This is a genomic window from Nitrosomonas sp. (genome assembly GCF_020852615.1).
Classification (GTDB): domain Bacteria; phylum Pseudomonadota; class Gammaproteobacteria; order Burkholderiales; family Nitrosomonadaceae; genus Nitrosomonas.
On the sequence record NZ_JADZAJ010000019.1, the window covers coordinates 1 to 26,474 of the forward strand.

24 protein-coding genes and 1 tRNA gene are annotated in these 26,474 nt (G+C 50.5%); 19 read left to right on the forward strand and 6 right to left on the reverse strand.

The window, feature by feature from the left end:
* Positions 1–53 precede the first annotated feature (53 nt).
* The 11 genes from flgC to IT527_RS03995 all read left to right on the forward strand — a co-directional run bounded on the left by flgC (position 54) and on the right by IT527_RS03995 (position 10,400).
* Entirely contained in the window at positions 54–458 is a 405-nt protein-coding gene (gene flgC / locus IT527_RS03945) for a flagellar basal body rod protein FlgC (protein ID WP_011110938.1), read from the forward strand.
* A gap of 11 nt (positions 459–469) precedes the next feature.
* Positions 470–1,141 carry a flagellar hook assembly protein FlgD gene (locus IT527_RS03950; protein WP_292966859.1) on the forward strand — a complete coding sequence of 224 codons (672 nt, stop codon included), beginning with the start codon at positions 470–472 and terminating at the stop codon, positions 1,139–1,141.
* Positions 1,142–1,156: 15 nt separating this feature from the next.
* Positions 1,157–2,401 (forward strand): flagellar hook protein FlgE, encoded by a 1,245-nt coding sequence (gene flgE / locus IT527_RS03955; protein ID WP_292966861.1) that lies wholly within the window; start codon positions 1,157–1,159, stop codon positions 2,399–2,401.
* A 39-nt stretch (positions 2,402–2,440) separates the two neighbouring features.
* Positions 2,441–3,184 (forward strand): flagellar basal-body rod protein FlgF, encoded by a 744-nt coding sequence (flgF, locus tag IT527_RS03960; protein ID WP_292966862.1) that lies wholly within the window; start codon positions 2,441–2,443, stop codon positions 3,182–3,184.
* Positions 3,185–3,282: 98 nt separating this feature from the next.
* A complete protein-coding gene (flgG, locus tag IT527_RS03965) occupies positions 3,283–4,065 on the forward strand; it encodes a flagellar basal-body rod protein FlgG (RefSeq protein ID WP_292966865.1) in 783 nt (260 codons plus the stop codon).
* Positions 4,062–4,856, forward strand: coding sequence for a flagellar basal body L-ring protein FlgH (locus tag IT527_RS03970; RefSeq protein ID WP_292966926.1), 795 nt, complete (start codon positions 4,062–4,064; stop codon positions 4,854–4,856). Before flgG ends, IT527_RS03970 begins: the two co-directional genes overlap by 4 nt.
* 21 nt (positions 4,857–4,877) lie before the next feature.
* Entirely contained in the window at positions 4,878–5,990 is a 1,113-nt protein-coding gene (locus tag IT527_RS03975; RefSeq protein WP_292966867.1) for a flagellar basal body P-ring protein FlgI, read from the forward strand.
* Positions 5,991–6,162: 172 nt separating this feature from the next.
* On the forward strand, positions 6,163–7,173 hold the full coding sequence (flgJ, locus tag IT527_RS03980) for a flagellar assembly peptidoglycan hydrolase FlgJ (protein ID WP_292966869.1): 1,011 nt from the start codon (positions 6,163–6,165) through the stop codon (positions 7,171–7,173).
* A gap of 179 nt (positions 7,174–7,352) precedes the next feature.
* Positions 7,353–8,753, forward strand: a complete 1,401-nt coding sequence (flgK, locus tag IT527_RS03985) for a flagellar hook-associated protein FlgK (protein WP_292966872.1) — start codon at positions 7,353–7,355, stop codon at positions 8,751–8,753.
* Between the two features lie 28 nt (positions 8,754–8,781).
* Positions 8,782–9,678, forward strand: a complete 897-nt coding sequence (gene flgL, locus IT527_RS03990) for a flagellar hook-associated protein FlgL (RefSeq protein ID WP_292966875.1) — start codon at positions 8,782–8,784, stop codon at positions 9,676–9,678.
* 77 nt (positions 9,679–9,755) lie between these two features.
* Complete coding sequence (locus tag IT527_RS03995) at positions 9,756–10,400, forward strand: hypothetical protein (protein WP_292966878.1); 645 nt, start codon at positions 9,756–9,758, stop codon at positions 10,398–10,400.
* On the opposite strand, the gene IT527_RS04000 is transcribed toward IT527_RS03995, so the two are convergent.
* Complete coding sequence (locus tag IT527_RS04000) at positions 10,290–11,417, reverse strand: damage-control phosphatase ARMT1 family protein (RefSeq protein WP_292966882.1); 1,128 nt, start codon at positions 11,415–11,417, stop codon at positions 10,290–10,292. The genes IT527_RS03995 and IT527_RS04000 overlap by 111 nt on opposite strands.
* 196 nt (positions 11,418–11,613) lie before the next feature.
* Between IT527_RS04000 and IT527_RS04005 the strand changes: the two genes are divergently transcribed.
* The 4 genes from IT527_RS04005 (at position 11,614) to ppk1 (ending at position 15,198) form a co-directional block, all read left to right on the forward strand.
* Complete coding sequence (locus tag IT527_RS04005) at positions 11,614–12,033, forward strand: hypothetical protein (RefSeq protein WP_292966885.1); 420 nt, start codon at positions 11,614–11,616, stop codon at positions 12,031–12,033.
* A gap of 22 nt (positions 12,034–12,055) precedes the next feature.
* On the forward strand, positions 12,056–12,583 hold the full coding sequence (locus IT527_RS04010; RefSeq protein ID WP_292966888.1) for a GNAT family N-acetyltransferase: 528 nt from the start codon (positions 12,056–12,058) through the stop codon (positions 12,581–12,583).
* Between the two features lie 144 nt (positions 12,584–12,727).
* Positions 12,728–13,000, forward strand: coding sequence for an oxidative damage protection protein (locus IT527_RS04015; RefSeq protein WP_292966891.1), 273 nt, complete (start codon positions 12,728–12,730; stop codon positions 12,998–13,000).
* A 95-nt stretch (positions 13,001–13,095) separates the two neighbouring features.
* Positions 13,096–15,198, forward strand: coding sequence for a polyphosphate kinase 1 (gene ppk1, locus IT527_RS04020; RefSeq protein ID WP_292966928.1), 2,103 nt, complete (start codon positions 13,096–13,098; stop codon positions 15,196–15,198).
* Between the two features lie 97 nt (positions 15,199–15,295).
* Here the strand turns inward: ppk1 and fba are convergent, their stop codons facing one another.
* From fba to tkt, 5 genes are all read right to left on the reverse strand, one after another.
* Positions 15,296–16,360, reverse strand: coding sequence for a class II fructose-bisphosphate aldolase (fba, locus tag IT527_RS04025; protein ID WP_292966893.1), 1,065 nt, complete (start codon positions 16,358–16,360; stop codon positions 15,296–15,298).
* Between the two features lie 199 nt (positions 16,361–16,559).
* On the reverse strand, positions 16,560–18,050 hold the full coding sequence (pyk, locus tag IT527_RS04030; protein ID WP_292966895.1) for a pyruvate kinase: 1,491 nt from the start codon (positions 18,048–18,050) through the stop codon (positions 16,560–16,562).
* Between the two features lie 33 nt (positions 18,051–18,083).
* Complete coding sequence (locus IT527_RS04035) at positions 18,084–19,262, reverse strand: phosphoglycerate kinase (RefSeq protein WP_292966897.1); 1,179 nt, start codon at positions 19,260–19,262, stop codon at positions 18,084–18,086.
* Positions 19,263–19,589: 327 nt separating this feature from the next.
* The gene (gap, locus tag IT527_RS04040) at positions 19,590–20,597 is read right to left on the reverse strand and encodes a type I glyceraldehyde-3-phosphate dehydrogenase (protein ID WP_292966900.1); all 1,008 of its coding nucleotides are present in this window, start codon (positions 20,595–20,597) and stop codon (positions 19,590–19,592) included.
* 61 nt (positions 20,598–20,658) lie between these two features.
* A complete protein-coding gene (gene tkt, locus IT527_RS04045; RefSeq protein ID WP_292966903.1) occupies positions 20,659–22,677 on the reverse strand; it encodes a transketolase in 2,019 nt (672 codons plus the stop codon).
* Positions 22,678–23,198: 521 nt separating this feature from the next.
* On the opposite strand from tkt, the gene IT527_RS04050 reads away from it, so the two are divergent.
* From IT527_RS04050 to IT527_RS04065, 4 genes are all read left to right on the forward strand, one after another.
* A tRNA-Ser gene (locus tag IT527_RS04050) sits at positions 23,199–23,286 on the forward strand.
* 210 nt (positions 23,287–23,496) lie between these two features.
* Positions 23,497–24,657 (forward strand): adenosyl-hopene transferase HpnH, encoded by a 1,161-nt coding sequence (gene hpnH / locus IT527_RS04055; protein ID WP_292966906.1) that lies wholly within the window; start codon positions 23,497–23,499, stop codon positions 24,655–24,657.
* 45 nt (positions 24,658–24,702) lie between these two features.
* The gene (locus tag IT527_RS04060) at positions 24,703–25,833 is read left to right on the forward strand and encodes a glycosyltransferase (RefSeq protein WP_292966909.1); all 1,131 of its coding nucleotides are present in this window, start codon (positions 24,703–24,705) and stop codon (positions 25,831–25,833) included.
* On the forward strand, positions 25,811–26,443 hold the full coding sequence (locus IT527_RS04065; RefSeq protein WP_292966912.1) for an ABC transporter substrate-binding protein: 633 nt from the start codon (positions 25,811–25,813) through the stop codon (positions 26,441–26,443). Before IT527_RS04060 ends, IT527_RS04065 begins: the two co-directional genes overlap by 23 nt.
* Positions 26,444–26,474: the final 31 nt, after the last annotated feature.

Consider the following 26,474-nt stretch of genomic DNA (forward strand, 5'->3'; position numbering starts at 1 on the left):
AGCGGCCAGTTCCGTACCTTGTTATCAGCCATCAAAGAAGGAAATTAACAGCCATGTCCCTATTCAGCGTATTCAATGTAGCCGGTTCATCCATGGCAGCCCAGTCGCAGCGACTGAATGTCGTGGCGAGTAATCTTGCCAATGCAGACAGTGCTACCAGTTCGACTGGAGAAGCCTATCGTTCCCGTCAGGTGGTGTTTCGCACCATTGATGTCACGGCAGACAAGGCAAAAGGTGTGAAGGTGGCGGGTGTGGTGAACGACCCTTCGCCCATGCGGGTGGTGTACGACCCGAAGCATCCGATGGCGAATGAAAAGGGGTATGTCACTCTGCCCAATGTCAACGTGGTGGATGAAATGGTCAACATGATGTCAGCTTCGCGTTCCTATCAGAACAGTGTCGACATGATGAACGTGACTAAAACACTGCTGCAGAAAGCGCTAACAATCGGTCAATAAAAGGAGAGAACATGAGTCAGGTACAGAACAATTCCAGCGTATCCGAACTGCTGTCTTCCAACAGCGGCAGTATTAAGACTGCCCGCAAAGGGGATGAAGATATGCAGGATCGGTTTCTCAAGCTGCTGGTGACACAAATGCAAAACCAGGATCCGCTCAAACCAATGGATAACGCGGAAGTGACCAGTCAGATGGCGCAGATCAGCACCGTGAGCGGCATTGACAAGCTCAATACCACACTGGAGAAACTGCTGGCAGATTCCGACGCACGCCGTTCACTGGAAGCGGCCACCATGATCGGTCGCAGTGTGCTGGTTCCAGGCACTGGTATGCAACTGGAAAACCATGCCGGTATTGGCGGGTTTGAGCTGACTGAGCCGGTAGACAAACTGACCGTCACCGTCAAGGACAGCGCCGGTATTACGGTACGTGAAATCGATCTTGGCGCACAGGCCGCCGGTGTGGGTACTTTCGTCTGGGATGGTATGGCCAGTAACGGGAACGCAGCGGCTGACGGACAGTACAGCTTCGCATTAAAGGCGATGCGCGCCGGCAAGGAAGTGTCTTCCTCATCCCTGGCATTCGGTTCAGTCAGCAGCGCATCGGCCGGCAAGGATGGCGCTTTGCTGGAAGTGGGCCGGCTGGGGTATGTCGGCATGGACGCAATTAAGAAAATATTTTAAGCGGGAGAGTAAATCATGGGTTTTCAACACGGATTAAGCGGATTAAGAGGGGCTTCAGCCAAGCTGGATGTGACCGGTAACAATATCGCCAACGCCAATACCGTTGGCTTCAAACAGTCGCAGGCGCAGTTCAGCGATGTCTTTGCCAACGCGCTGGGAGGAGGCAGGAACCAGATCGGGATTGGTACGCAACTGGCAGCTGTCGCGCAGGAGTTTACCCAGGGAAATGTGACGCCGACCAACAACCCGCTGGATGTGGCCATTACCGGGAATGGCTTTTTCCGGATGAGCAACAATGGCTCGATCAGTTTTACCCGTAATGGTCAGTTTCATCTGGACAAGGATGGATTTCTGGTCAATGCGAGCAATTACAATGTCACCGGTTTTGGGGCAGATACGGCTGGCACAATCATTCCCAATATCCCGGTCAATCTGCGGCTACCTACGGCAGACATGACGCCCAAGCCGACTACCAGTTTCATGACAGGGGTCAATCTGGATGCGCGTACCGAGGTGCCATCGCCTTTACCTGCTTTTGACGCAACCAATCCACTGTCTTATAACCATTCTACTTCCGGGGAGATTTTTGACAGCTTTGGTAATTCTCATATTTTGAATCTTTTTTTTCAGAAAACGACCCCGGCTGCTCCAGCTGCTTCAGCTTGGAATGTATTTGCAACGGTGGAGGGAGCGACAAGTGCAGGTGGGGGTACGGTGGCATTGAGTGCATCTGCGCTGAATTTTGATTCCAGTGGAATAATGGATTCGTCAATAGCTCCATTTACGGTTGATGTGAATTTTGATGACGCAGCCATCCAGCCGCTCCAGTTTTCACTGGATCTGACCCGCTCCACCCAGTTTGGCAGCAAATTCGGGGTGAATATGATGAATCAGGATGGGTTTGCTTCGGGTCGTCTGGCCGGGTACAGCATTTCTGATGGTGGCGAGATCAGAGCCAGTTACACCAATAATGTCACGCGTACAGTCGGACAGCTTGCGCTGGCAGGCTTTTCCAATCCCAATGGTCTCAAGCCGATGGGAAACAACCAGTGGGGTGAGACCGCTGAATCCGGATTGCCACTGGTAGGTGCTCCGCAAACCGGTATTCTGGGTTCACTGCAATCTTCTGCAGTGGAAGAATCCAATGTCGATCTGACGACTGAGCTGGTCAGCCTGATCATGACACAGCGCGTCTATCAGGCCAATGCCAAAACCATCGAGACGCAGAATGCAGTGATGCAGGCCATCATGAATATCTGATGGTTTTCTGTTTAACCCTGATTAGGTGACGATTCAAAAATGGACAGACTGATTTATACCGCGATGACCGGTGCATTGCACACCATGACTCAGCAGGCAACGGTTTCCCATAATCTGGCCAATGCCTCAACTACGGGCTATCGCGCTCAGAATGATACTTTTCGGGCAGTGCCGGTTTACGGGGAATCGTTACCGACCCGTGCATTCGTGCTGGATTCGACCACCGGGGCAGATTTTACGCCGGGGGCGATCCAGCAGACGGATCGTCCGCTGGATGTGGCGGTACAGGGTTCCGGCTGGATTGCAGTACAGCTTGAAAATGGCGAAGAAGCCTACACCCGGCACGGCAATCTCAAGATGGATGCCAACGGTGTACTGCAGACACAGCAGGGGTTCAATATCAGGGGAGAATCCGGCCCCATTACTGTTCCGCCGGACAGCCGTATCGCAATTGGCAAGGATGGCAGTGTTTCAGTGCTGCCGACTGATTCGAGAATGACTTCTGTCTCGATTGTCGGGCGAATCAAGCTGGTCGATCCTCCTGAGGAACAGCTCGTCCGGGGGGAAGATGGCCTGTTCCGGCTGAAAGAGGGAGGTCAGGCGCCTGTCAGTGAAAAAGTGGCCCTGATCGATGGCGCGCTGGAAAGCAGTAATGTCAATGTAATCAGCGAAATGGTGAAGATGATCACCCTTGCGCGGCAGTTCGATATGCAAATGAAGATGCTCGAAAATGCTCAGCAAAATGCGCAACAGGCAAGTGAAGTTATGACGCTTAGAGGCTGATCAACAGAATGCTGATTAAATCCATAAACGTCATTGCGGCTGCGAATGTCATGAAGCAGGAAGCAATCCAGGTTTAATTTTTTAAAGGGTAACGCGCTATGATTCGCTCATTATGGATATCAAAAACCGGTCTGGATGCACAGCAGACCAAAATGGATGTGATTGCCAACAACCTGGCTAACATTAGTACCAACGGCTTCAAGCGGATGCGCCCGGTGTTCGAAGATCTGCTGTATCAGACGATTCGGCAGCCGGGTGCCCAGTCATCCGAACGCACGCGTTTGCCTTCCGGTTTGCAGCTGGGAACCGGGGTGCGGCCGGTGGCAAATGAAAGTATTTTTCTGCAGGGGAATTTGCAGCAAACGGGAAATTCGCGTGATGTGGCAATTCAGGGTGAGGGTTTCTTCCAGATCCTGCTGCCGGACGGCACACTGGCCTATACCCGTGATGGCGCTTTCCAGTCCGATCAGGACGGGCAGCTGGTGACAGCCAGCGGTTTTCCGTTGCAGCCATCCATTACGATTCCGCCAAACACACTGAATATCACCATCGGGCGGGATGGCACGGTATCTGTCCTGACGGCGGGTTCAACTTCACCGATGCCGGTGGGTAACATTCAACTGACCACCTTTATCAATCCCGCCGGGTTGCAGCGCTTTGGCGAGAATCTGTACCTTGAAACCATGAGCAGTGGCGTGCCTAATCCGGGAATTCCAGGCACGAACGGAACCGGGTTGCTGAACCAGGGGTTTGTGGAAACTTCCAATGTCAATGTGGTGGAAGAGCTGGTGGAAATGATTCAGACGCAGCGCGCGTACGAAATCAACTCCAGATCGATCCAGACTTCCGACCAGATGCTGCAGAGGTTGACGCAGCTCTGATGCGTTCAGGTTTTCGGGTGTTTTTACCGGATTGTGCAGCGCCTGAGTTTGTAAATGGACAGTGTGCAGGTGTCATGGAATCGTTTATGAGAAATTGTGGTTGTCTGGTTTTATCTGTACTGATCGTCATGGTCTGTATGGTATCGGGGTGTGCGATTACCCCTACCCCGAAGGTACAGCAGCCGATGACAATGCGGCCGCATGATCTGCCGGTTGTTCCTCCTGGCCAGACCAATGGCGGGATTTATCAGGCGGCGTTCAGCTATCAGGGCGGGCCGCGTTATACGCCGTTGTTTGAGGACAGGCGCGCCCGCAGCATTGGCGACACCATCATTGTTACGCTTAATGAAAAGACCAACGCGAGCAAGAAAACCGGCAGCAATGCCCAGCGTGCAGGTGAGATTGCGCTTTCGGTCCCGTCATTTCTTGGCTTGCCGTTCAAGTCAATCTTTCAGGATCTCGATCTGGCAGCCTCGTCAAGCAACAAGTTTGATGGCAAGGGGGAGAGCTCCAGTAATAACAACTTTACCGGAACGATCACCGTTACTGTGATCGACATACTGCCTAACGGTAATCTGCTGGTCAGTGGCGAGAAGCAGATCGGTATTAATCAGGGGTATGAGTTTATCCGGCTCTCCGGTGTGATCAACCCGATCAATATCATGAATAACACCGTGTCATCGACACAGGTGGCGGATGCTCGCCTCGAATACCGGGGTAACGGCTATCTGGATGAAGCACAAACCATGGGGTGGCTGTCACGCTTCTTCCTTTCAATTTCACCTTTCTGAATCTGGCGGGAACATAACATAATGAAACTATCCAAATGGATCCTGAGTTCTGGTTTGCTGGTCTGCCTGGCTATTTCCCTGCCGGTTTCTGCCGAGCGTATCAAGGATCTGGTCAATGTTCAGGGAGTGCGTTCCAACCAGCTGATTGGTTACGGGCTGGTAGTGGGCCTGGATGGCACGGGGGATCAAACCCAGCAGACACCGTTTACTGTGCAGAGTATCGTCAGCATGCTGGGGCAGCTGGGTGTTAATCTGCCACCGGGAACCAATCTGCAGTTGCGTAATGTGGCATCGGTGATGGTGACGGCAACGCTGCCGGCTTTTGCCGCTCCGGGGCAATATATTGATGTAACCGTGTCTTCCATGGGTAACGCCAAGAGTTTGCGTGGCGGCACCTTGCTGATGACGCCGCTGAAGGGGATTGATAACCAGGTGTATGCCGTGGCACAGGGGAGCCTGGTCATTGGGGGTGCAGGTGCCAGTTCGGCCGGCAGCAGTGTCCAGGTCAATCATCTGGGAGCGGGGCGTATCAGTGCCGGTGCCATTGTGGAACGTGCCGTACCCACTGTGCTTGGCCAGGGAGAATATATTCATCTGGAATTGCGTGATACCGATTTTACCAATGCGCGGCGCATCGTGGAAACCATCAACAGCCGTTATCCGCGTGGAACGGCTACAGCGCTGGATGGCAGGGTGATTCAGGTCAGGGCGCCGATGGATAATACCCAGCGGGTTACCTTTATTTCGATGATCGAGGATCTCGATATCGCACCATCACTGGCCGCAGCCAAAGTCATTATTAATGCACGTACCGGTTCGGTGGTCATGAACCGGATGGTGACACTTGAACCCAGTGCGGTGGCACATGGCAATCTTTCAGTAATTATCAATACCCAGCCGATCGTCAGCCAGCCAGGGCCGTTTGCACAACGTGGAGAAACGGTGGTGGTACCGCAATCGCAGATAGAGGTGCGTTCGGAAGAAGGCAATCTGATGCTGCTGCCGGGATCAGCCAGCCTGGCGGATGTGGTGAAAGCACTCAACGCGATTGGCGCCACACCGCAGGATCTGCTGGCGATTCTGCAGGCGCTTAAGGCGGCCGGATCATTACGGGCAGAGCTGGAAATCATCTGATGAACACCGCTGGAAACTGGTTTTTCAGGCGAATCGCAGTGTTGCGTGGCGCCCACTGCCTCGCCTATCTATCTGATATGTCTCGTTGCTGTGCTCCGTGCGCCTTGCGCTTCATCCCGCACAACCGGATTTTTAGAGGTACCCCGGGCAATCTTCTGAAGGTGGCGGCCAGATGATCAATTCACCCGATCTCTCCGGCCAGCTGGCGATTGATGCACAGGCAGTCGACAAACTGCGCAACCAGGTCCGGCGTGATCCACAGGAAGGGTTGAAGCAGACAGCAAAGCAGTTTGAGGCATTGTTCCTCAATATGATGGTCAAGAGTATGCGCGAGACGATCCCCAAGGGCGGGCTGTTTGACAGTGACCAGTCGCGTTTTTATACCCAGATGCTTGATCAGCAGCTGGTACAGAATCTTTCCGAGAAGGGGGTCGGTCTGGCTGATGTGCTCGTGCAGCAGCTTTCCAGAACAATTAAACAGGAAGCTTCACCTGATAATGCGATCAGCCAGGCTGAATCACTGCTGACTTCCATTGCCGGAGAGCGTGAGGAACCGCTGATTTCACTGATGCCAGGGCAGATTAAAGACCTTCCCTCCCGGCTTTGGTCAAATTCGGGTCAGGGGGCCAAACCGGGTTTTTCCACCGTTTCGCCGGCAGCCGGGGAAGAAAGAATGGGGATTGCTTCCAGCTCGCGTAATGCAGATCCGACTGTATCGGCTATCGACCAGCCCAGAGAGTTTGTGCTGAATGTACTGCCGCATGCACGCAAGGTGGCGCGCGAAACCGGTATTCCTGAGCATTTTATGATCGCGCAGGCAGCACTGGAAACCGGTTGGGGTAAATATCAGATTCGCCGGGCAGACAGTCAGCCGAGTTTCAATCTGTTTGGTATTAAGGCGGGCGAGGGCTGGCATGGGAGGGTGGCAGAAGCGGTTACGACCGAATATGTGGATGGCAAGCCACAAAAATGCAGGGAAAAATTCAGAGCTTACAACTCGTATGAAGAAGCGTTCCGTGACTATGCAAGGTTGCTGCAGAACAACCCCCGTTACGCAGCGGTATTAAAGAGCCGCAGTGCCACTGCTTTTGCCTGGGGATTACAGGAGGCCGGTTATGCGACTGACCCATCCTATGCGGAGAAACTGCTGAGAATCATCAACAGTGATGCCTTAAGCATATAACGGGATGAAAGCGGGGAAAAAGGACTTATTCCTGTAATTCGTTTGTACACGCGGTAATTCACTGTTCTGTCATGACAGAAAATTAGAAGGGCAGTCCGGATTTTCCTGAAAATTATCTTAATTTTGCCGGATGCCTGCCGTAAATAAGTACAGGTAATTTACCAAAATCGAGGATCAAAATGGCAAACGGTATTATGAATGTAGGTGTTTCCGGATTGCGGGCGGCTCAGGTTGCATTGCTGACGACCAGCCACAATATCGGCAATGCAACAACACCGGGCTACAACCGCCAGCAGGCTATCCAGAGTGCCAGTACGCCGCTGGCCAACAGTCATGGATTCATTGGCCGGGGAGTGCAGATTACGACGGTACAGCGTATTTACAACCAGCATCTGGTCGGTCAGTCGTTGCAGGCACAGAGCCAGAGCAGCCAGCTTGACAGTCATTATAACGAGATTAAGCAGATAGATAATTTACTGGCGGATACGACTTCCGGACTGACACCGGCGCTGCATAATTTTTTCAATGCGGTGCAGGATGTGGCTTCCAATCCTGCTTCCATTTCTTCCCGTCAGGCGATGCTGAGCAATGCTGAATCACTGACTGCCCGGTTTCAGCAGATGGATCAGCGGCTATCGGAAATGCGTGAAGGGGTGAACAGCCAGATTACCGGCAGCGTGACTGAAATCAATTCACTCGCACAACAGATTGCCGGTCTGAATATGAATATCCAGGCAGTGGAAAGCTCTGCCAGCGGGCAACCGGCTAATGATCTGCTGGATCAGCGCGACGCACTGGTGCGCGATCTCAGTAAAGTTATCAATGTAGATGTTGTGCGTCAGAATAACGGCCATTACAACGTATTCATCGGCAATGGCCAGTCACTGGTGGTGGGTTCAAGTGCCATGACACTCAAGGCGGTGCCTTCGCCCAACGATCCCCAGCGTCTGGTGGTGGCGATGGATCAGCAGGGTGGAGAAATCGTACTGCCCGAGCACCAGTTGCAGGGGGGCAGTCTGGGCGGGCTGCTGGCGTTTCGCAGCGAAACACTGGATTCTGTGCAAAACAGTTTTGACCGGCTTGCATGGGGAATTGCCGATACATTCAATACCCAGCATCAGGAAGGATTTGATCTGCAAAGTGTGAGAGGGGCAAATTTTTTTGAGGGAACGGATCCAGCTGACCCGTCCCAAGCTGCCCGAAACATCAGGGTGGCAATCAGTGATCCTGCTAAGATTGCCGCGGCAGATAATAATGATGGTGGTGTGACGAATAACCGTAACGCATTAAAGCTGGCCGAATTACAGACAGCGAATACCCTGCAGGGTGGAACGGCATCCTATCAGTCGGCCTACGCCAGTCTGGTCAGTCAGATAGGTAACAAAACCCGTGAGCTGGAAGTGACCAGTAAGGCTCAGGAAAGTATGCTCAATCAGACAGATCAGGCGTTACAGTCATTGTCCGGTGTTAATCTGGAGGAGGAGGCTGCCAATCTGCTGCGCTACCAGCAAATGTTCCAGGCATCCAGCAAGGTGATCGAAATCGGTAATTCGCTGTTCGATTCACTGCTCAGAATCTGATCTTTTTTGACGGAAAAAGGAATTTATCATGCGCGTAAGCACCAGCACATTGTATGACCAGGGCACCCGATCCATGCTGCAGCAGCAGGATGGAATGTTCAGGCTGCAGCAGCACCTTTCTACCGGCAAACGCATCATGACGCCTTCGGATGATCCGATCGGCGCGGCGCGTGCCCACGAATTATCACAGTCGCTGTCACTGAATACGCAATACACTGACAATCGCCACCGGGCGACAGATAGCCTTCAACTGGTGGACAGCACGCTCGGCAGCGTTTCCAATGTGATTCAGAATGTACGCACCATGGCAGTGGCTGCCGGTAATCCGGCATTTTCCGACAGTGAGCGGAAGATGATGGCGGTTGAACTGCGTGGCCATTTTGAGGAGTTACTGGGGCTGGCCAATACCAAAGATGAACAGGGAAATTATCTGTTCTCCGGCTTTAAGGGAAATACCAGATCGTTCGAACAAACGGCTAATGGCGTGGAATACAAGGGGGATCAGGAGCAGCGCCTGATACAGGTTTCCGGCTCCCGTCAGTTACCGGTCAGTGAAACCGGTGATGCCATTTTTGAGCCAGAAGGCTTGAGTCTGTTTAATACGATTGATGATTTCATTACCACACTGGAAACCCCCGGCGGTATGCCAGAGGATGCAGTGAGTACCGCTTTGCAGGATCTCGATGTTGCGCTGGATAATGTACTGACTAAACGGGCGGCGGTCGGGTCACGGCTGCAGGAAGTTGATGCGCTGCAGCAGATCGGTGAGGATACGGCAGTTCAATACCAGCAATCGCTTTCGCGTCTGCAGGATCTGGATTTTGCACAGGCTATATCTGATATAACACGTCAGCAGGCATTGCTTGAAGCGGCACAGAAAACCTTTACCCGCGTATCAGGATTGTCGCTGTTCAATATCATTTAATTTCTTTTAATTACCTGATTCCAGTAGATTCCCGGCATATCCGGTAAACTGGCAACAGTTTACTTTTTGAGAATGCTATGGACCGGGAAGATTTTTTTCTGAAGATCGCGGAACTCCATCTCAAGCGTGTGGAAATTCTGCAAACGGTTGAGTGGAGAGTTACGTTCAGCCTCTGGACGTTCGTTGCGGGTGTCGCAATGGTGAGCCTGGCCAATGCAGACAAAATGAAGCAGGCGACTATCGTCATGGGAGATATCCTTGGCCCTGTTGTCATACTGTCCCTGATGGGGGGTATTTATGTGCGGCTTTGGTATTTATACCTCTATAAATTCTGCAAGAAGAATTACAACAGTCTCGTTACGGAGCGTAACCGCTACCAGCGTATGCAGAATGAGGCAATAAAGCTCATTCTGAAAAGTAAATCTGCAGATTTTCTGATCGAAGCCGGAGCTGAAGATAAACGGGTGTCTGAATCAGATTGCGGTGAGCCTTCTTTCAAACAACTGTCTGGCGATGATTTCAGGAAATCAGGTGTATGGGAATTCAAGCGGGGTATTACAGCAGCGCTGATGTTTTTTTCATGGCTGCTTGTTCTGATGATAGTGGTTCCTTCAGCCGGTAAACACCTGAATGATTCCATAACGGCTACTGGTAAGCCAGTCGGGGTGGAGGTGGAGAGTTCCGGCCGCAATCTCAGGCGGGAGGCCGACCAGCACTTCTGATTTCAGTGTGCGCAGGCATATGGCGGGGTGGCTGAATTGTTCGGAGAAGTGTCGCTTTTCCGTGATATGGGGCCAGCGGCGGTCACCGGCGAAATAGCGGTAATTCAGATCACCCTTGAAGATAACCAGTTCTGTATTTTCGAACGTCTCACGGGTAAGCGCTTTATCTTCACAGAAACAGACAGGCAGGCCCAGCGCCGGGCTGGCGCGCAGGGTCAGGCGGTTCTGCTGTAACAGTTGTGTAATGTTTTTTCCCAGGTGTTTTGCTGCCGGAACAGGTGAACTCACCAGTTGCCTGATCAGATTCTCCATATCTGTCATGGTCATGTCCGAAACGAACATCGGCCAGGGTCTGATATGCATAACGATGTGTGAACAGTAACTGCTGATCCTGTGAATCAGCAGCAGGTCGGTCAGTATGTCCATGCCGGCGTTATCACACACAAGATCAATCCGCTGCATTCCGGAAGCAAACAATCTTTCTGCCGCATCGCTCTCATCCACAAGCAGTGAAACCTGATCGGCTTCCGGGACGGCGTGCTGACTGAGATCAGCAATGTTTCCGGTAACTGATCTGCGCAGCAGTTCACGGATATCACAATCGGGTTCGCAATAATCAGTCAGTATGGTGAGTGATTCGATGGCCTGCAGGTTGGCTGCTTCTTTGACTGACTGGAAAGGATCAGCCGGCGTGGCCGTGTTATAGCTGAAGGCCAGTAAAATTCGTGCGTAGAAATAGAGCTCAACAGCAAGAAATGGCATATCTGCCCAGCTTCGCCCGATACAGGGTTTAATCGCTCGATTGAGTGCATCAAAAATGACCGGGGACAGTGGCGTGATTTCTCCTTCCCGTATTTCTGCCGATAGCTGTTGCAGCCTTTGCATGGTAAGGGTATCAGTACTGTTTTTCAGCAAGTTATCCAGAATGGCGGGTAGCCGTTTTTCCAGTGTGAATGCGGCAAAAGAGCCGGGTTCTCCGGTAGTCAGGCAAGGTGGGACTGGTTGATGAGGTGGCATGAATAAGGGTAGGGTTGAATTTACTTGCCGGATTCGTCATTGTACCGCGGGTCGAAAAGTTGATTTTATTTCAGGTATTGTGGTGGACGGGGGAAGAGGGGTGAGTATGAAAAGATCGGTGCGGTTCTGGTATAAGCGGTTATGGATGCTGGCTTCACTGGTGATTTTTTCTGGTGTTTGTTTCCCGGGAACGCACTTGAATCACATTGCTGCCGGCAGTGGAACGACCCTGTTTTTTCCTGAAATCTGGATGAGCAACGGTTTGCAGTATTTCCCGTACTCTCCCGCTCCTGTTTTGCCGATTCCAATCTACCCTGCGGTGCAATGGCTGTACCCCTGTTTTCCATTTACCGGTTGCATCGTGCAGCAGCAGTACCGGAAATATGAGCCGCGTGGCAAACAAAGATTACAGCAGTCCAGACGGGTATTCGGGCAGGGCACCTCCCTGGCAGATGAATCCATGAAAGCCTGGCGGGCAGGATTGCGGCCGGCGGTGGAGCCATTTCGTACCGATGAACACCAGATTGTTCCGGCATTACGGGACCACAGCCTGATACGGCCGGAATACCGGGAAGCGGGCAGTGTTCTTCCCCGATTTGCCACTGGTACCGAGTAATTTTTATAGAAAAGTATTGACGATGTACTCTGAAATCCGGGTACGGGTTTGCTCACCGGGTGATGAAGCAGCACTTGCACTTACCGGCGAAGCGACGTTTCTGGAAACTTTCGCAGGTGTGCTCGAAGGGAAAAATATTCTGGTGCATTGTGCCAGTGCCCATTCTGTTGAATGTTATCGAGACTGGCTGTCTGATAGCAGTTACAAGCTCTGGCTGGCTGAGATCAGTCCGGGTAATGCGCCCATCGGTTATATGGTGGTGTCGCCCCCCGAACTGCCATTACCGGATATTTCCGATCGTGATCTCGAGCTGAAACGTATTTATGTTTTCAGCAGGTTTCAGGGAAAAGGTCTGGGCAGGCGGCTTGTAAAGGAAGCTGTCATTGAGGCGCGCGCCCGTGAGGCAAAACGTTTGCTGCTCGGGGTGTATGTCCGTAACGATGCGGCAATCAGCTTTTATACCCGGATGGGTTTTCGCAAGCTGGGATATCGCCAGTTCAACATGGGCGGACAGGTGTGTGATGACTACATCATGGGACTGATGTTGTGAAATCCGGAAGCGGATAATCTGATTTGTGTTTTGCTGTCCGGTCTCTCTGGCTGGGAAAAATGTTATAAACTCTTCACCACCTGTGGCACAGTATCCCCGTTTTCATAAACGGGGCCGTGTAATTCAACTTCGAACAGACCCTATATGACCAGAAATGTGAAATGCGTCCGGCTTGGACATGAAGCAGAAGGACTGGATTTTCCGCCTTATCCGGGAGAGTTGGGCAAGCGGATTTTTGATAATGTTTCCAAACAGGCCTGGGGACAGTGGATTAAACATCAGACAATGCTGGTGAATGAAATGCGATTGAACCTGGCAGACATCAAGGCACGCAAGTATCTGGCCACTCAGATGGAAGCTTATTTCTTCGGTGGGGGCGCTGACCAGCCGGCAGGCTATACCCCTCCGGAGAAATGAATGAACCCGGAGTGCAGCAGCAGTCATAACTTTTCTTACCTGCCGGGCATGTTGAGCGGTGAGTCTTCGTGGTAAATGATGAACCACCGGATGCGGTGCCGGTAATTAAACCGGAGGTACCGGTAACCAGGCAGTTTCTGAACCGTGAACTCAGTCAGATAGCATTCAACCGCCGGGTACTGGCGCAGGCGGAAGATGAGGAAACGCCTCTGCTGGAACGCCTGCGTTTTATTTGTATTGTCAGCAGTAACCTCGATGAATTTTTTGAAGTTCGTGTTGCCGGGCTGAAAGAACAGATCAGGCTGGATGCACCCGGTGCCGGTCCGGATGGCATGGCACCGGGCCAGGCATTCCAACAGGTGTCGGAACAGGTACGTGAGCTTGTCTCGCGGCAGTATCAGCTGCTCAACAACAGTATTTTGCCGGCATTGGCAGAGCAGGGTGTCTGTTTCCTGCGGCGCAACACCTGGGATGACGGCCAGCGCGAATGGATCAGGGATTTTTTCTTTCGTGAACTGATGCCAATGCTCACACCTATTGGCCTGGATCCTCTCCATCCTTTTCCGCGTGTGCTGAATAAAAGTCTGAATTTTGCGGTTGCATTGGAAGGCAAAGATGCTTTTGGCCGTAATTCTGGTGTTGCAATCGTGCAGGCTCCGCGTATTTTGCCCCGTCTGATACAACTGCCGAAGGAAATCAGCGATTGTCCTTACGGCTTTATTTTTCTGTCATCCATTATCCATGCGCATGTCGGTGAGCTTTTTACGGGTATGCATGTGGTTGGCTGTTACCAGTTTCGTGCTACCCGCGATAGTGATTTGTTTGTGGATGAAGAGGAGATCAAGAATCTTCGTGTTGCATTGCAGGGTGAGCTGCTGCAGCGTCATCTGGGAGATGCTGTCCGGCTGGAAGTGGCAGATAATTGTTCGCCACAAATGGTGGCGTTTTTACTGGGGCAATTTTCCCTGAAGAACGAAGATCTGTTTCAGGTTAACGGGCCGGTCAATCTGGCTCGGCTGATGCAGGTCTTTGATCTGATTGACCGGCCTGATCTTAAATTTCCACGTTTTATCCCCGGATTACCTTTCTCTCCTCAGAAAAAGAAAGCGCATAACATTTTCGAGTTGATCAGCAAGGGTGATATTTTGCTGCATCATCCCTACCAGTCATTTCAGCCGGTTATTGAATTTATCCAGCAGGCCTATCTGGATCCGGATGTGGTGGCGGTCAAGCAGACGGTTTATCGTACCGGTTCCGATTCCACGCTAATGGAGGCGCTTGTGGCAGCGGCCAGCCTGGGTAAGGAAGTGACGGTGGTGGTAGAGCTGCTGGCCCGGTTCGATGAAGAAGCCAATATCAACTGGGCAAAACGGCTGGAGGAGGTGGGGGCCCACGTCATCTACGGTGTTTTTGGTCACAAGACGCATTGCAAAATGGCTATGGTGGTGCGGCGTGAAGCGGGACAGCTGAAGCGCTATGTACACTTGGGTACAGGCAACTATCACCCTGGTACAGCGCGTGTTTACACGGATTTCGGCTTGCTGACCTGTCATGAGGAAATCTGTGCTGATGTCAGTGAGGTATTTCTGCAGCTGACGGGATTGGGCAAGGCGAGTAAGCTGAAGCATCTCTGGCAGTCGCCATTCAGTTTGCATGACCGGATCCTGAACAGCATCCAGCAGGAGATAAAACACGCTAAAGCAGGAAAACCGGCTGCCATCATTGCGAAAATGAATGCTTTACTGGAGCCGGCTGTGATTCAGGCGCTTTATGCGGCGTCTGCTGCGGGTGTAAAAATCAGCCTTATTGTACGGGGTGCCTGTGCATTGCGTCCCGGTGTGGCGGGATTATCAGAAAATATCCATGTGCGCTCCATTGTTGGACGGTTTTTGGAGCACACCCGTATTTTCTATTTTCTCAATGGAAAACAGCACAATGTTTATCTGGCAAGCGCTGACTGGATGTCGCGGAATTTTTTTCGCCGTGTAGAGATCTGTTTTCCGGTGCTCGATCCACGGTTAAAGAAGCGGGTAATCCTGGAAGGGCTGAAGCCTTATCTGCGTGATAACGTACAAGCCTGGGAGATGAATGGAGAAGGACATTACAAACGGAAATCTGCCAGAAAAAACAACAGATTCAGTGCCCAGGAAGTGTTACTCACCCGGCTGGCTGCAGCGAAACAGGATACAGTTGAGTGATGGTGGCCTGGGGAACCAGGTAAAAAAATACCCTGCAGACCGGATTAATCGTTTTCCCGGAAATCTGCAGGGCAGTGTGCAGTTGTTTGCCTGTGAATTACTTGATGATTGCTTTTAATTCACCGCGCAGGTAGCGACTTGCCATGGTTTCCAGCGAAATCGGTTTAATCTTGCCAGCCTGGCCGGCAGAACCAAAAGCTTCGAAACGGGCTTTACAAATATCCTTGGCGGCTGCTGTCGCATCTTTCAGGAATTTGCGCGGATCAAACTCGCTCTTGTTTTTTGCCAGATGGCGACGAATAGCACCTGTCATGGCCAAACGGATGTCGGTGTCAATATTGACCTTGCGTACACCGTACTTGATGCCCTGCTGGATTTCTTCTACAGGCACGCCGTAGGTTTCCTTCATATCTCCACCAAATTCACGGATGATTTCCAGCCATTCCTGAGGTACCGAGCTGGAGCCATGCATTACCAGATGGGTATTGGGAATTCTCTGATGGATTTCCTTGATTCGCTGGATGGCGAGAATGTCGCCCGTGGGTTTACGAGTGAATTTATACGCACCATGAGAGGTACCGATAGCAATAGCCAGTGCATCCACGCCGGTTTTCTTGACGAAATCCGCCGCTTGCTCGGGGTCGGTCAGTAACTGGTCGTGTGATAATTGTCCCTCGGCGCCATGACCATCTTCAGCTTCGCCCTGGCCGGATTCCAGTGACCCCAGGCAACCCAGTTCACCTTCTACAGAAACGCCTACGGCATGTGCCATCGCGACTACCCGGGAAGTGACATCCACGTTGTATTCGTATGATGAAGGAGTTTTTCCATCCTCTTCCAGTGATCCATCCATCATTACGCTGGAAAAACCGCTGCGGATGGCATTGATACACACTGCAGGCGAGGCCCCATGATCCTGGTGCATTACTACGGGAATATGCGGATAAGCCTCGACTGCTGCAGCAATCAGATGACGCAGGAATGCTTCTCCAGCGTATTTTCGAGCGCCAGCCGAACCTTGCATGATGACCGGGCTGTCGCATTCATCAGCTGCCTGCATGATTGCATGGATCTGCTCAAGGTTATTCACATTAAAAGCCGGGAGCCCATACCCGTTTTCTGCTGCGTGATCCAGTAACTGGCGTAATGATACAAGTGCCATTGAAGCCTCCTTTTATATGAAATTAATACACTGATTTTCTGATAAAACTAAAACTTTGTATTCCTGAAATAGAGCCATTGCGGTGTCAGGCAGTATAAAAAGATGCCGGTATGCCTGAATCCAGACTAAAAACCTGCTGATTATAAATTATTTCCAGTATCAGTTTGGCGATGCCCGGTGATGATATTGTCTGTATTTTTTATAGATGTTTCGGGCCGGAAAAAGGCTGGTGAGGCATTTCTTTTATTATGTGCCCGCCTGTTTTGGAGCTTCCCACTTTGACGATTTTCATGGTATTTGTCCCTCCGGCTTTGCCAACCGGTTCACCAATCGTCATGATAATCAAATCGCCATCGCGTACTGCACCACGCTTGAGCAACTCATCCTCAGCCAAACCGAGGATGATTTCAGGGTCACATAAACCTTGTCCAAACTCTATCGGGTAGACGCCACGGAAAAGGGTAACTTTCCCCAGGGTATCCTCTTGCGGGCTGAGTGCAAAAACGGGTACTTTGGAGCTTCTGCGAGACATGAATAATGCTGTTACACCACTCTGTGTCAAAGCTGCAATTGCCTGAATCTTCAATGACCCGGCAGCGTACATGGCGGCACGTGCAATCGCATCTTCAACACTGGTAGGCTGCATATCGGGAGAACGGCGTGAACTCAGGCTGGGGGTATATTCCTTTTCCGCTTCGAGACAGACTCTGGCCATGGCCTCGACTGCTTCTACCGGATATTGTCCGGCAGCTGATTCTGCGGACAGCATAACAGCATCCGTCCCGTCCAGCACCGCATTGGCAACATCGGATACTTCTGCGCGTGTCGGAATAGGGCTGGAAATCATCGATTCCATCATTTGAGTGGCGGTAATTACCAGCTTATTGGTCTCACGGGCAGATCGTATCATCCGTTTCTGCAGGGCGGGAACTGCAGCATCACCTACTTCAACGGCCAAGTCGCCACGTGCCACCATGATTGCATCGGAAGCTTCCAGGATATCATCCAGCGCCAGAATAGCCTCTGAGCGCTCGATCTTTGCCATGAGTAAACTATTTCCCTGAGCTTCCTGCATTAATACACGGGCTCGTCGGATATCCTCGCCAGAACGGGGGAAGGATACCGCGAGATAATCGGCACGAAGAATTGCCGCTGTTTTGATATCCAGTAAATCTTTTGCTGTGAGCGCAGGCGCGCTTAACCCTCCCCCTTTCCGATTAATACCTTTGTTATTGGAGAGAGTCCCACCCTGCAAAACCACACAAAAAATCTCACTGCCCCGGACTTTGGTAACAGTCAGAACAATACGTCCATCATCCAGCAGGAGTGTGGCGCCTGTTTCAACGTCATTGGGGAGTTCCCGGTAATCCAGTCCGACCCGCTCCTGGTTTCCCAGCTCACATTCCGCATCAAGTATAAATTCATCCCCTGCCTTAAGCTGAATCTTCCCCTGATCAAATTTACCAATGCGAATTTTTGGCCCTTGCAGATCAGCCAGTACACCTACTGTTCGACCCAGTGAGCGGGCGAGCGAACGAACCAGTTCCACGGAGGTGATATGTTCATCTTTTGTTCCATGTGAAAAATTGATACGGACGACATCGACGCCAGCTTCAATCATTTTTCCCAGTGTTTCAGGGTTGCTGGAGGCCGGCCCCAGTGTTGCTACAATTTTGGTTCTTCGCATCATTTCAGAAATTTCCGGGAAAAATCTTCTCAGACTTCACTTTGCACGTTGTTCCAGAATCTCGACGGCAGGTAATTTTTTCCCTTCCAGGAATTCCAGGAATGCTCCCCCGGCAGTCGATATGTACGAAACTTTATCGTAGATATCGTATTTTTGAATGGCTGCAATTGTGTCACCCCCTCCTGCAAGAGTGAAGGCTTTAGTTTCGGCAATTGCCTTGGCAATGGCGAATGTCCCTGCGCCAAACTGATCGAATTCAAATACACCAACCGGGCCATTCCAGACTACCGTGCCAGCTTTCATGATGATATCAACCAGTTCCTGTGCGCTCTTTGGTCCGATATCAAAAATCATATCGTCGTCAGAGACGGCATTGGCCGCTTTATGAACAGCGGGTTCATCTGCGGCAAATTTTTTCCCGACTACGACATCGACTGCAATTGGAATAGTGGCGTTACGTTTGTTCATTTTTTCCATCAGGGATTTTGCAACCGGAACCAGCTCATCCTCACACAGGGATTTCCCAATGTTATTGCCTGCAGCCTTGAGAAACGTATTGGCAATTCCTCCACCAACTACGAGCTGATCAACTTTCTCGGAAAGTGATTCCAGAACAGTCAATTTGGTGGAAACCTTGGATCCGCCCACGATTGCTACCAGTGGACGGGCAGGCTGGTGCAGTGCTTTTGTCAGTGCATCAAGTTCTTCCGTCAGCAGAATACCTGCACAAGCAACTGGCGCATATTTTGCAATACCATATGTTGAAGCTTCAGCACGGTGTGCTGTACCGAATGCATCCATCACGAACACGTCACACAAACTGGCATACTTCTTTGCAGTTTCTTCGAGGTTTTTTTTCTCACCTTTATTGATCCGGCAATTTTCCAGTATAACCAGTTCACCTGGTGCAACTTCGAAGCCACCATTAACCCAATCCTTAATTAACCGAACCGGTTTTCCCAGTCTGCGGGTGATGTCATCCGCTACTGGCTGGAGTGAATTTTCCTCGGTCCAGACACCTTCTTCCGGGCGCCCAAGATGAGAGGTTACCATTACTCTGGCACCCTGCTTCAGGCAATGGTTGATCGTTGCCATCGATGCAGTAATGCGTGCATCTGAAGTTACCTTTCCTTCCTTTACGGGAACATTTAAATCAGCGCGAATAAAAACACGCTTATTCTTTAGATCAAGATCGGCAAGTTTAATAACTGACATGTTGACTCCACATTGTGATAGCTAACTTAAGGAATTTACAGATAATCAGGAGAGGAACCATCAGTTGTTCAATAGAAAAGAGGGACAGAGATGCATCCGAGCCAGTTTATATAAAAAACAGATCAGCCCAGCCACACCTTGCCGGGAGACGAGTCTCCCGGTTTTTCTGTAACTGTTTACCAGACTGAATCTGAGTAGAAGCAAATTTTCCAGCCTATTGAAGCAACAAAGCTGTAACCAGCAGAAACCGGTTACAGCATGACTACTGGAAAGGCTGCTAGAGCAGCTATCCCAGTCACATTTTATTTTATGAAATTACCCTTGTGTTTAGCGGCCATGTCCTGCAATAACTCTGACCATTTCCAGCACTTTGCAGGAATAGCCCCATTCATTGTCGTACCAGGCGACCACTTTTACGAAATTCTTGTCAAGTTGAATACCGGCTTCTGCATCGAATACTGATGTGCAGGTTTCACCACGAAAGTCTGTTGAAACCACCTTCTGGTTGGTATAACCGAGTACACCCTTCATAGCGCCGCCGGAAGCAGTTTTCATTGCATTACAAATGTCTTCGTAAGATGCGTCTTTCTCAAGCTCGACGGTTAAATCCACAACCGAAACATCAGAAGTAGGAACGCGGAACGCCATGCCAGTCAGCTTCTTGTTCAATTCAGGGATTACCACACCTACTGCCTTGGCTGCGCCAGTAGAGGAGGGAATGATATTTTCAAGAATGCCGCGTCCACCCCGCCAGTCTTTGTTGGATGGCCCGTCAACTGTTTTTTGTGTGGCCGTGGCAGCATGAACAGTAGTCATCAGGCCGCGTTTGATTCCCCAGGTATCATTCAGAACTTTGGCGATCGGTGCCAGGCAGTTGGTGGTACATGACGCATTGGAGATGATTGCCTCGCCATGGTAGGTTTTATCGTTTACACCATAAACATACATTGGGGTATCGTCTTTGGATGGAGCCGACATGACAACTTTGCGGGCACCCGCCTTGATGTGTTTTTCACAATCCTGTTTGGTCAGGAAAAGACCGGTTGACTCTACTACGACATCAACATTGACTTCATTCCATTTCAGTTCTGCCGGGTCTTTGATGGCAGTCAGACGAATTTGCTTGCCATTGACGACCAGATTGCTGCCACTGACGGATACATCGCCGTGAAAACGGCCGTGAACAGAATCGTGAACCAGCATGTAGGCCAGATAGTCCGGCTCCAGCAGATCATTAATTGCAACGACCTCAATATCGTCAAACTCTTCAATGGAAGCACGAAAAACCATTCGCCCGATACGACCAAAACCATTGATACCAACTCTGATTGTCATTCCTCTATCTCCGTATTTTCACTAAAAAACTGTTTTTACAGGTAAAAAATTTTATTTACCCTTATACAATCCTTTTTACCGCGCTTACGACATTTTCAACGGTAAACCCAAAATATTCGAATAGTTTTTCTGCGGGAGCAGATTCACCAAATTTATCGATTCCGATAACTTCGCCTTCAAGCCCAACGTATTTACGCCAGTAATCAGTGACGCCAGCTTCTATTGCTACACGGCCAATTCCCCTGGGCAGGACACTGTCCCGATACGCCTGATCCTGTCTGTCAAAAATATTTGTGCAAGGCATGGATACGACGCGTACCGCAATACCGTTTTCGGCCAGTACTTTTTGTGCAGACATTGCCAGTCCGACTTCCGAGCCGGTTGCGATGATAACTGCCTGTGGTTTGCCGTTTGCTGCTTCAGAGAGAATATATCCCCCTTTTCTGATCAGGCTGATCGTTACAGCATCTCGTTTCTGGAAGGGCAGATTCTGACGGCTGAATATAAGGGATGACGGGCCATCCATACGTTCGATGGCAGCTACCCATGAAATAATTGATTCAACGGTATCACATGGGCGCCATACATCCATATTGGGAATCATGCGCAATGTGGCTGTTTGTTCTACCGGCTGATGGGTCGGCCCATCTTCACCCAATCCGATCGAATCGTGGGTAAAAACAAAAATATTACGGATTTTCATCAATGCCGCCATGCGCAGGGCATTGCGGGCATATTCAGAGAACATCAGGAAAGTGGCACCATAGGGAATGATTCCGCCATGCAGCGATAAACCGCTTGTGATTGCACTCATGCCAAATTCCCGTACGCCATAATGAACATAATTGCCGGTTGCATCTCCGGTAATGGCTTTGGAACCAGACCACATGGTCAGGTTGGAGCCAGCCAGGTCAGCCGAACCGCCAATCATTTCAGGTAATACTGGTGCCAGTGCCTCAATTGAGTTTTGTGATGCTTTTCGAGTGGCAATGGTTTCTTCTCTGGCATTGATTTGACTGATGACACCTTCGACATGATCGGCCCATTTGACAGGTAATTCACCCGCCATTCTGCGCGTAAATTCCGCGGCTTCGGCAGGATATTTTTTGCTGTATTCCGCAAACATGGTGTTCCACGCGGATTCCAGTGCCTGTCCTTTGGCGCGCGCATCCCATGCATCATAAACTTCCTGTGGAATTTCAAATGGCAGATAATTCCAGCCAATATGGGGGCGGGTAGCGGCAATTTCGTCGTTTCCAAGTGCCGCACCATGGATATGGCTGGTATTGGCTTTGTTGGGTGAGCCCATTCCGATTACTGTTTTGCAGCATATCAGTGTAGGTTTGTCCTGTATCTTTTTGGCGGTTTCAATGGCAGCCTGTATGGCTACGGGATCATGCCCGTTAACATGCGGAACGACATGCCAGCCATAAGCTTCAAAGCGCTTTGGGGTGTCGTCTGTAAACCATCCTTCGACATGTCCGTCTATGGAAATACCATTATCGTCATAGAAGCAGATTAATTTGCCCAGCTTTAATGTTCCTGCCAGAGAGCAGGCTTCATGAGAAATACCTTCCATCATGCAGCCATCCCCCAGGAATACGTAGGTATGATGATCTACGATCGGGTAATAGGGGCGGTTGAATTCTTCTGCCAGAATTTTTTCTGCCAGCGCCATACCGACAGCATTGGTGATACCTTGCCCCAGGGGGCCGGTTGTGGTTTCTACGCCCGGGGTATAGCCGTACTCAGGATGCCCGGGGGTTTTGGAATGCAGCTGGCGGAAGTTTTTAATATCTTCGATGGACAGATCGTAGCCGGTCAAATGAAGTAAAGCGTAGATCAGCATGGAGCCATGACCGTTTGACAGCACAAACCGGTCCCGGTTTGTCCATTTGGGGTTTGCCGGATTGTGGCGCATATGGTGAATCCATAATACTTCCGCAATTTCCGCCATGCCCATTGGCATGCCCGGATGACCGGAATTGGCTTTCTGAACGGCATCCATAGCTAGCGCACGAATCGCACTGGTCAGGTTATTGAACACTGGTGCGCCGAAATCGTTAAGTCCTTCCTTCATTTATTATCGTCCTCGATTATTCAAAAACCTCAGTTCAGTGTTATGCGCTATGTGGCTGCAAAGCCGGCATAAGAAACCATTATCGCTTAAGTCCAAATAGTTCACAATACAAGGGTGAGTTCTTCATGTTTACCCTGATTTGGGCTCCTCGAAAAAAACCGGTACTTCCACGTCTGATAAATTACAGCATTCTGAACCCGCCTTTTTCCGTATAAAACTGATAAAACTGCGCGGTGCCGTCAGGACTAACCTGTTTGCTGACAGGCGTTATTGCGGAAGATCGATTTACCGGAGATCCATCTGCTCGGATCGAATCTCACATCAATTTTGTGGAGCTGGGCAGGCATACCATACCGATAATCTCAACCCCGCCGGTTTCACCGTGTGACAGGGTTCTTTTGTTCTTTATGCAAATTCAATCGCTGAATTTGGAGGAAAAATGACATGGCAAAATAACCAATTGAAAGGTATCATTCCGCCTTTAGTTGATTTTGCAGTCAGGCTAATCAGATAGATGTAAGGGAAGCGTGGCCGAGCGGTTTAAGGCACTGGTCTTGAAAACCAGCGATGGGAAACTATCCGTGAGTTCGAATCTCACCGCTTCCGCCATTCACAATCTCTGGCGGCTCCAGGCTGCAACTTTAATTACGATCAACGGCAATGCCAGCGTGCCTTTCCAGCGCTTTCTTGGTTGCTTTCCTGCTATCACTTGTCAAAAACAGCGGTAAGTTTTTTGAAAAAATGATAGTTGCTCAGGATCTATGATCAAAGAAGAGATCAGTACATCAGCTGGTGTGAAAAAATGGAGAAAATTTAACAATGAGTGTTCCTTTTCTGCAGCAATACCGGGTGGGCAGCTACATACTGAAACAGAAGCTCGCCGGTAAAAAACGTTACCCGCTGGTGTTGATGCTTGAGCCGTTGTTTCAGTGTAATCTGGCGTGTGCGGGTTGTGGCAAGATTGATTATCCGGAAGAGACGTTACGTCGCCGCCTGAGCGTGGATGAATGCCTGCACGCTGTGGATGAATGTGGCGCACCAATTATTTCCATTGCAGGTGGGGAGCCACTGATCCACAAGGAAATGCCGCAGATTGTGCAGGGTATCATTCAACGCAGGAAATTTGTATATCTGTGTACCAACGCGCTGTTGCTGGATGTCCGTATGGATGACTATCAGCCTTCGCCTTACCTTACATTCTCCATTCATCTGGATGGAAACCGTGAGCACCATGATGCATCAGTCTGCAGGGAAGGGGTGTACGATAAGGTTATCCCGGTAATTGAACAGGCGCTCCAGCGCGGTTTCAGGGTAACTGTCAATTGCACCCTGTTCCAGAATGAGACGGCAGAAGAGGTGGCTGAATTCTTCGATACGGCAACAAAATTGGGTGTTGAAGGTATCAATGTCTCTCCCGGGTTCAGTTATGAGCATGCGCCACGGCAGGATGTATTCCTGCAGCGTTCGGTGAGTAAACGGCTGTTTCGCTCAATTTTCGAACTCGGTAAAAAGCGTAAGACACCGTGGAGATTCAACCACTCCAGCCTGTATCTGGATTTTCTTGCCGGTAACCAGAACTATAAATGTACGCCCTGGGGAAATCCTACACGTAATCTGTTTGGCTGGCAGCGGCCTTGTTATCTGCTGGTGGATGAGGGGTATGCATCAAGCTTTCGTGAGCTGATGGAAGAAACCAACTGGGATAATTACGGTGTCGGCAATAATCCCAAATGTGCAAATTGTATGGCACATTGCGGATTTGAACCTACCGCTATCAACGACACTTTTTCTCATCCTTTCAAAGCATTACGGGTTAGTATGCGTGGCCCGCGGGTTGAAGGCCCCATGGCACCGGACCCATTACAAACAAGCAGCTCGCAGCAGAATACGGATAAGCGGAAACCTTTTCCTGTGTCGGTCACCGTTGAACACAAGGCGGTTACGCCATCAACGGATCACTCATCCAGTTCAGATAACTGATTTCTGTTTGCCTGAAGTTATTTATACCTCCGCGTATTAAAGGTCATGGCTGTATTGGTAATGTATTTGGCTTTGGCGGGGGTATTGTGCTGGTGGGCAATCTTGCTGGCACCCTGGCGCGCGTGGAGTGTCCGTGAGCAGCTTGAACCTTCGGCAGATCCGGGAAAAAAACAGTTTTTCAATGATGTCACTGTTCTGATTCCGGCTCGTAATGAAGCACTGTTTATTGGTCAGACTTTGCGCAAACTCCAGGCACAGGGTGAAGGTCTGCGGGTTATCGTAATTGATGACCAGTCGGAAGATCAAACTGCTGCCTGTGCCAGGGAGTTGGGTGCTGAAGTGATTCATGGCACTGCTCCACCCAAAAACTGGAGCGGGAAGCTTTGGGCATTAGATCAGGGAGTGCGGTGTGTACAAACTCGTTATACCCTGCTGCTGGACGCGGATATCAGCCTGTCGCCCGGTATTCTGAGAGCCCTGCTGAACAAGGCCTGCCAGGAAAATCTGTCGCTGGTATCGTTAATGGCGAAGCTGCCTGTCCGACGTTTTTCTGAACGACTGCTGGTTCCTGCTTTTATATTTTTCTTCAAGCTGCTATACCCGTTTGAATTGTCCAATAAACCAGAATCCCGCATGGCTGCGGCGGCGGGGGGGTGCATTCTGGTAGAAACTGCCACACTGAAATTGATTAATGCTTTCGCCAGTATTCATCACGCGTTGATCGATGACTGTGCATTGGCTGCGCAGGTTAAACAGGCGGGTTTCAAGACCTGGATCGGGCTGAGTCATGCCGTGCAAAGTCACCGGGGTTATGACAGCCTTGCGGCGATCTGGAATACAGTTGCCCGCACTGCTTTCACACAGCTGCGTTATTCATTGCTGCTGCTGCTTTTATGTACGTTAATCATGTCTGGCATGTTCTGGTGTGCACCATTGTCAGCAATGAGTTATACAAATACAGTTTTTGTAACCAGCAGTATTCTTACCTGGCTGGCCATGTTTATTGTTTATACACCGGTGCTCCGGTTTTATCAGTGTTCCCCCCTTTGGGTAATTGCGTTACCTGTAACCGGTACACTTTATCTTATGATGACCTGGACTTCTGCTTTCAGGTATTGGCGAGGCGTGCGGGCACACTGGAAAAATCGACGTTATGAAACAACTGAATATCCTTAACAGAATCTATACGCTGCTGGTGATTGTTATGTTGACAACCACAGCAGGGCTGCGCGCGGAATCCCTTGAAAATAATGCTGCCGAACAGGTGGTGGCGACTTTGCAGAATGCACTGATTCAGGCCATGCAGCAGGGACAGGAGATTGGTTACAGTGGCCGGCAGAAACTTCTTGCTCCGGTTATTGAGCAAACACATGATCTTGCAGCAATTATCCGTTCAGTATTAGGCGGGCACTGGGCAAAACTGGATTCCGGCATGCAACAGGCGATTATCAGGGCGTTTCAGGCTAACAGTATTGCCACTTACGCTGACCGGTTCAATCAATATGGTGGAGAGCAATTCAAGGCTGCCGGACAGCAGCAGCTTCCACGGGGGCGGGTGCTGGTCCGCAGCCAGCTCGTGCGCACTGATGACAACCCGGTTAATTTTGACTATGTATTGCATAAAACGGATGGAGGCTGGCGCATTATCAATATCGTAGTCGACGGGGTAAGCGATCTGGCCATGAAACGGGCAGAATATGGTGCAGTGTTGCAGAAAGACGGTGTTGCCGCACTTGTCAGCATGCTGGAACAGAAAACCATCCGTATTGAGCAAGGCCGGAAATAATTTCTCTTTCTAAGCCAGCTGTGCCGGTCCC

Excerpts from the sequence above, each read along its gene's own strand:
- flgC (WP_011110938.1), top strand. The coding sequence starts at position 54 with ATGTCCCTATTCAGCGTATTCAATGTAGCCGGTTCATCCATGGCAGCC.
- IT527_RS03950 (WP_292966859.1), top strand. The coding sequence starts at position 470 with ATGAGTCAGGTACAGAACAATTCCAGCGTATCCGAACTGCTGTCTTCC.
- flgE (WP_292966861.1), top strand. The coding sequence starts at position 1,157 with ATGGGTTTTCAACACGGATTAAGCGGATTAAGAGGGGCTTCAGCCAAG.
- flgF (WP_292966862.1), top strand. The coding sequence starts at position 2,441 with ATGGACAGACTGATTTATACCGCGATGACCGGTGCATTGCACACCATG.
- flgG (WP_292966865.1), top strand. The coding sequence starts at position 3,283 with ATGATTCGCTCATTATGGATATCAAAAACCGGTCTGGATGCACAGCAG.
- IT527_RS03975 (WP_292966867.1), top strand. The coding sequence starts at position 4,878 with ATGAAACTATCCAAATGGATCCTGAGTTCTGGTTTGCTGGTCTGCCTG.
- flgJ (WP_292966869.1), top strand. The coding sequence starts at position 6,163 with ATGATCAATTCACCCGATCTCTCCGGCCAGCTGGCGATTGATGCACAG.
- flgK (WP_292966872.1), top strand. The coding sequence starts at position 7,353 with ATGGCAAACGGTATTATGAATGTAGGTGTTTCCGGATTGCGGGCGGCT.
- flgL (WP_292966875.1), top strand. The coding sequence starts at position 8,782 with ATGCGCGTAAGCACCAGCACATTGTATGACCAGGGCACCCGATCCATG.
- IT527_RS03995 (WP_292966878.1), top strand. The coding sequence starts at position 9,756 with ATGGACCGGGAAGATTTTTTTCTGAAGATCGCGGAACTCCATCTCAAG.
- IT527_RS04000 (WP_292966882.1), bottom strand. The coding sequence starts at position 11,417 with ATGCCACCTCATCAACCAGTCCCACCTTGCCTGACTACCGGAGAACCC.
- IT527_RS04010 (WP_292966888.1), top strand. The coding sequence starts at position 12,056 with ATGTACTCTGAAATCCGGGTACGGGTTTGCTCACCGGGTGATGAAGCA.
- IT527_RS04015 (WP_292966891.1), top strand. The coding sequence starts at position 12,728 with ATGACCAGAAATGTGAAATGCGTCCGGCTTGGACATGAAGCAGAAGGA.
- fba (WP_292966893.1), bottom strand. The coding sequence starts at position 16,360 with ATGGCACTTGTATCATTACGCCAGTTACTGGATCACGCAGCAGAAAAC.
- pyk (WP_292966895.1), bottom strand. The coding sequence starts at position 18,050 with ATGATGCGAAGAACCAAAATTGTAGCAACACTGGGGCCGGCCTCCAGC.
- IT527_RS04035 (WP_292966897.1), bottom strand. The coding sequence starts at position 19,262 with ATGTCAGTTATTAAACTTGCCGATCTTGATCTAAAGAATAAGCGTGTT.
- gap (WP_292966900.1), bottom strand. The coding sequence starts at position 20,597 with ATGACAATCAGAGTTGGTATCAATGGTTTTGGTCGTATCGGGCGAATG.
- tkt (WP_292966903.1), bottom strand. The coding sequence starts at position 22,677 with ATGAAGGAAGGACTTAACGATTTCGGCGCACCAGTGTTCAATAACCTG.
- hpnH (WP_292966906.1), top strand. The coding sequence starts at position 23,497 with ATGAGTGTTCCTTTTCTGCAGCAATACCGGGTGGGCAGCTACATACTG.
- IT527_RS04060 (WP_292966909.1), top strand. The coding sequence starts at position 24,703 with ATGGCTGTATTGGTAATGTATTTGGCTTTGGCGGGGGTATTGTGCTGG.
- IT527_RS04065 (WP_292966912.1), top strand. The coding sequence starts at position 25,811 with ATGAAACAACTGAATATCCTTAACAGAATCTATACGCTGCTGGTGATT.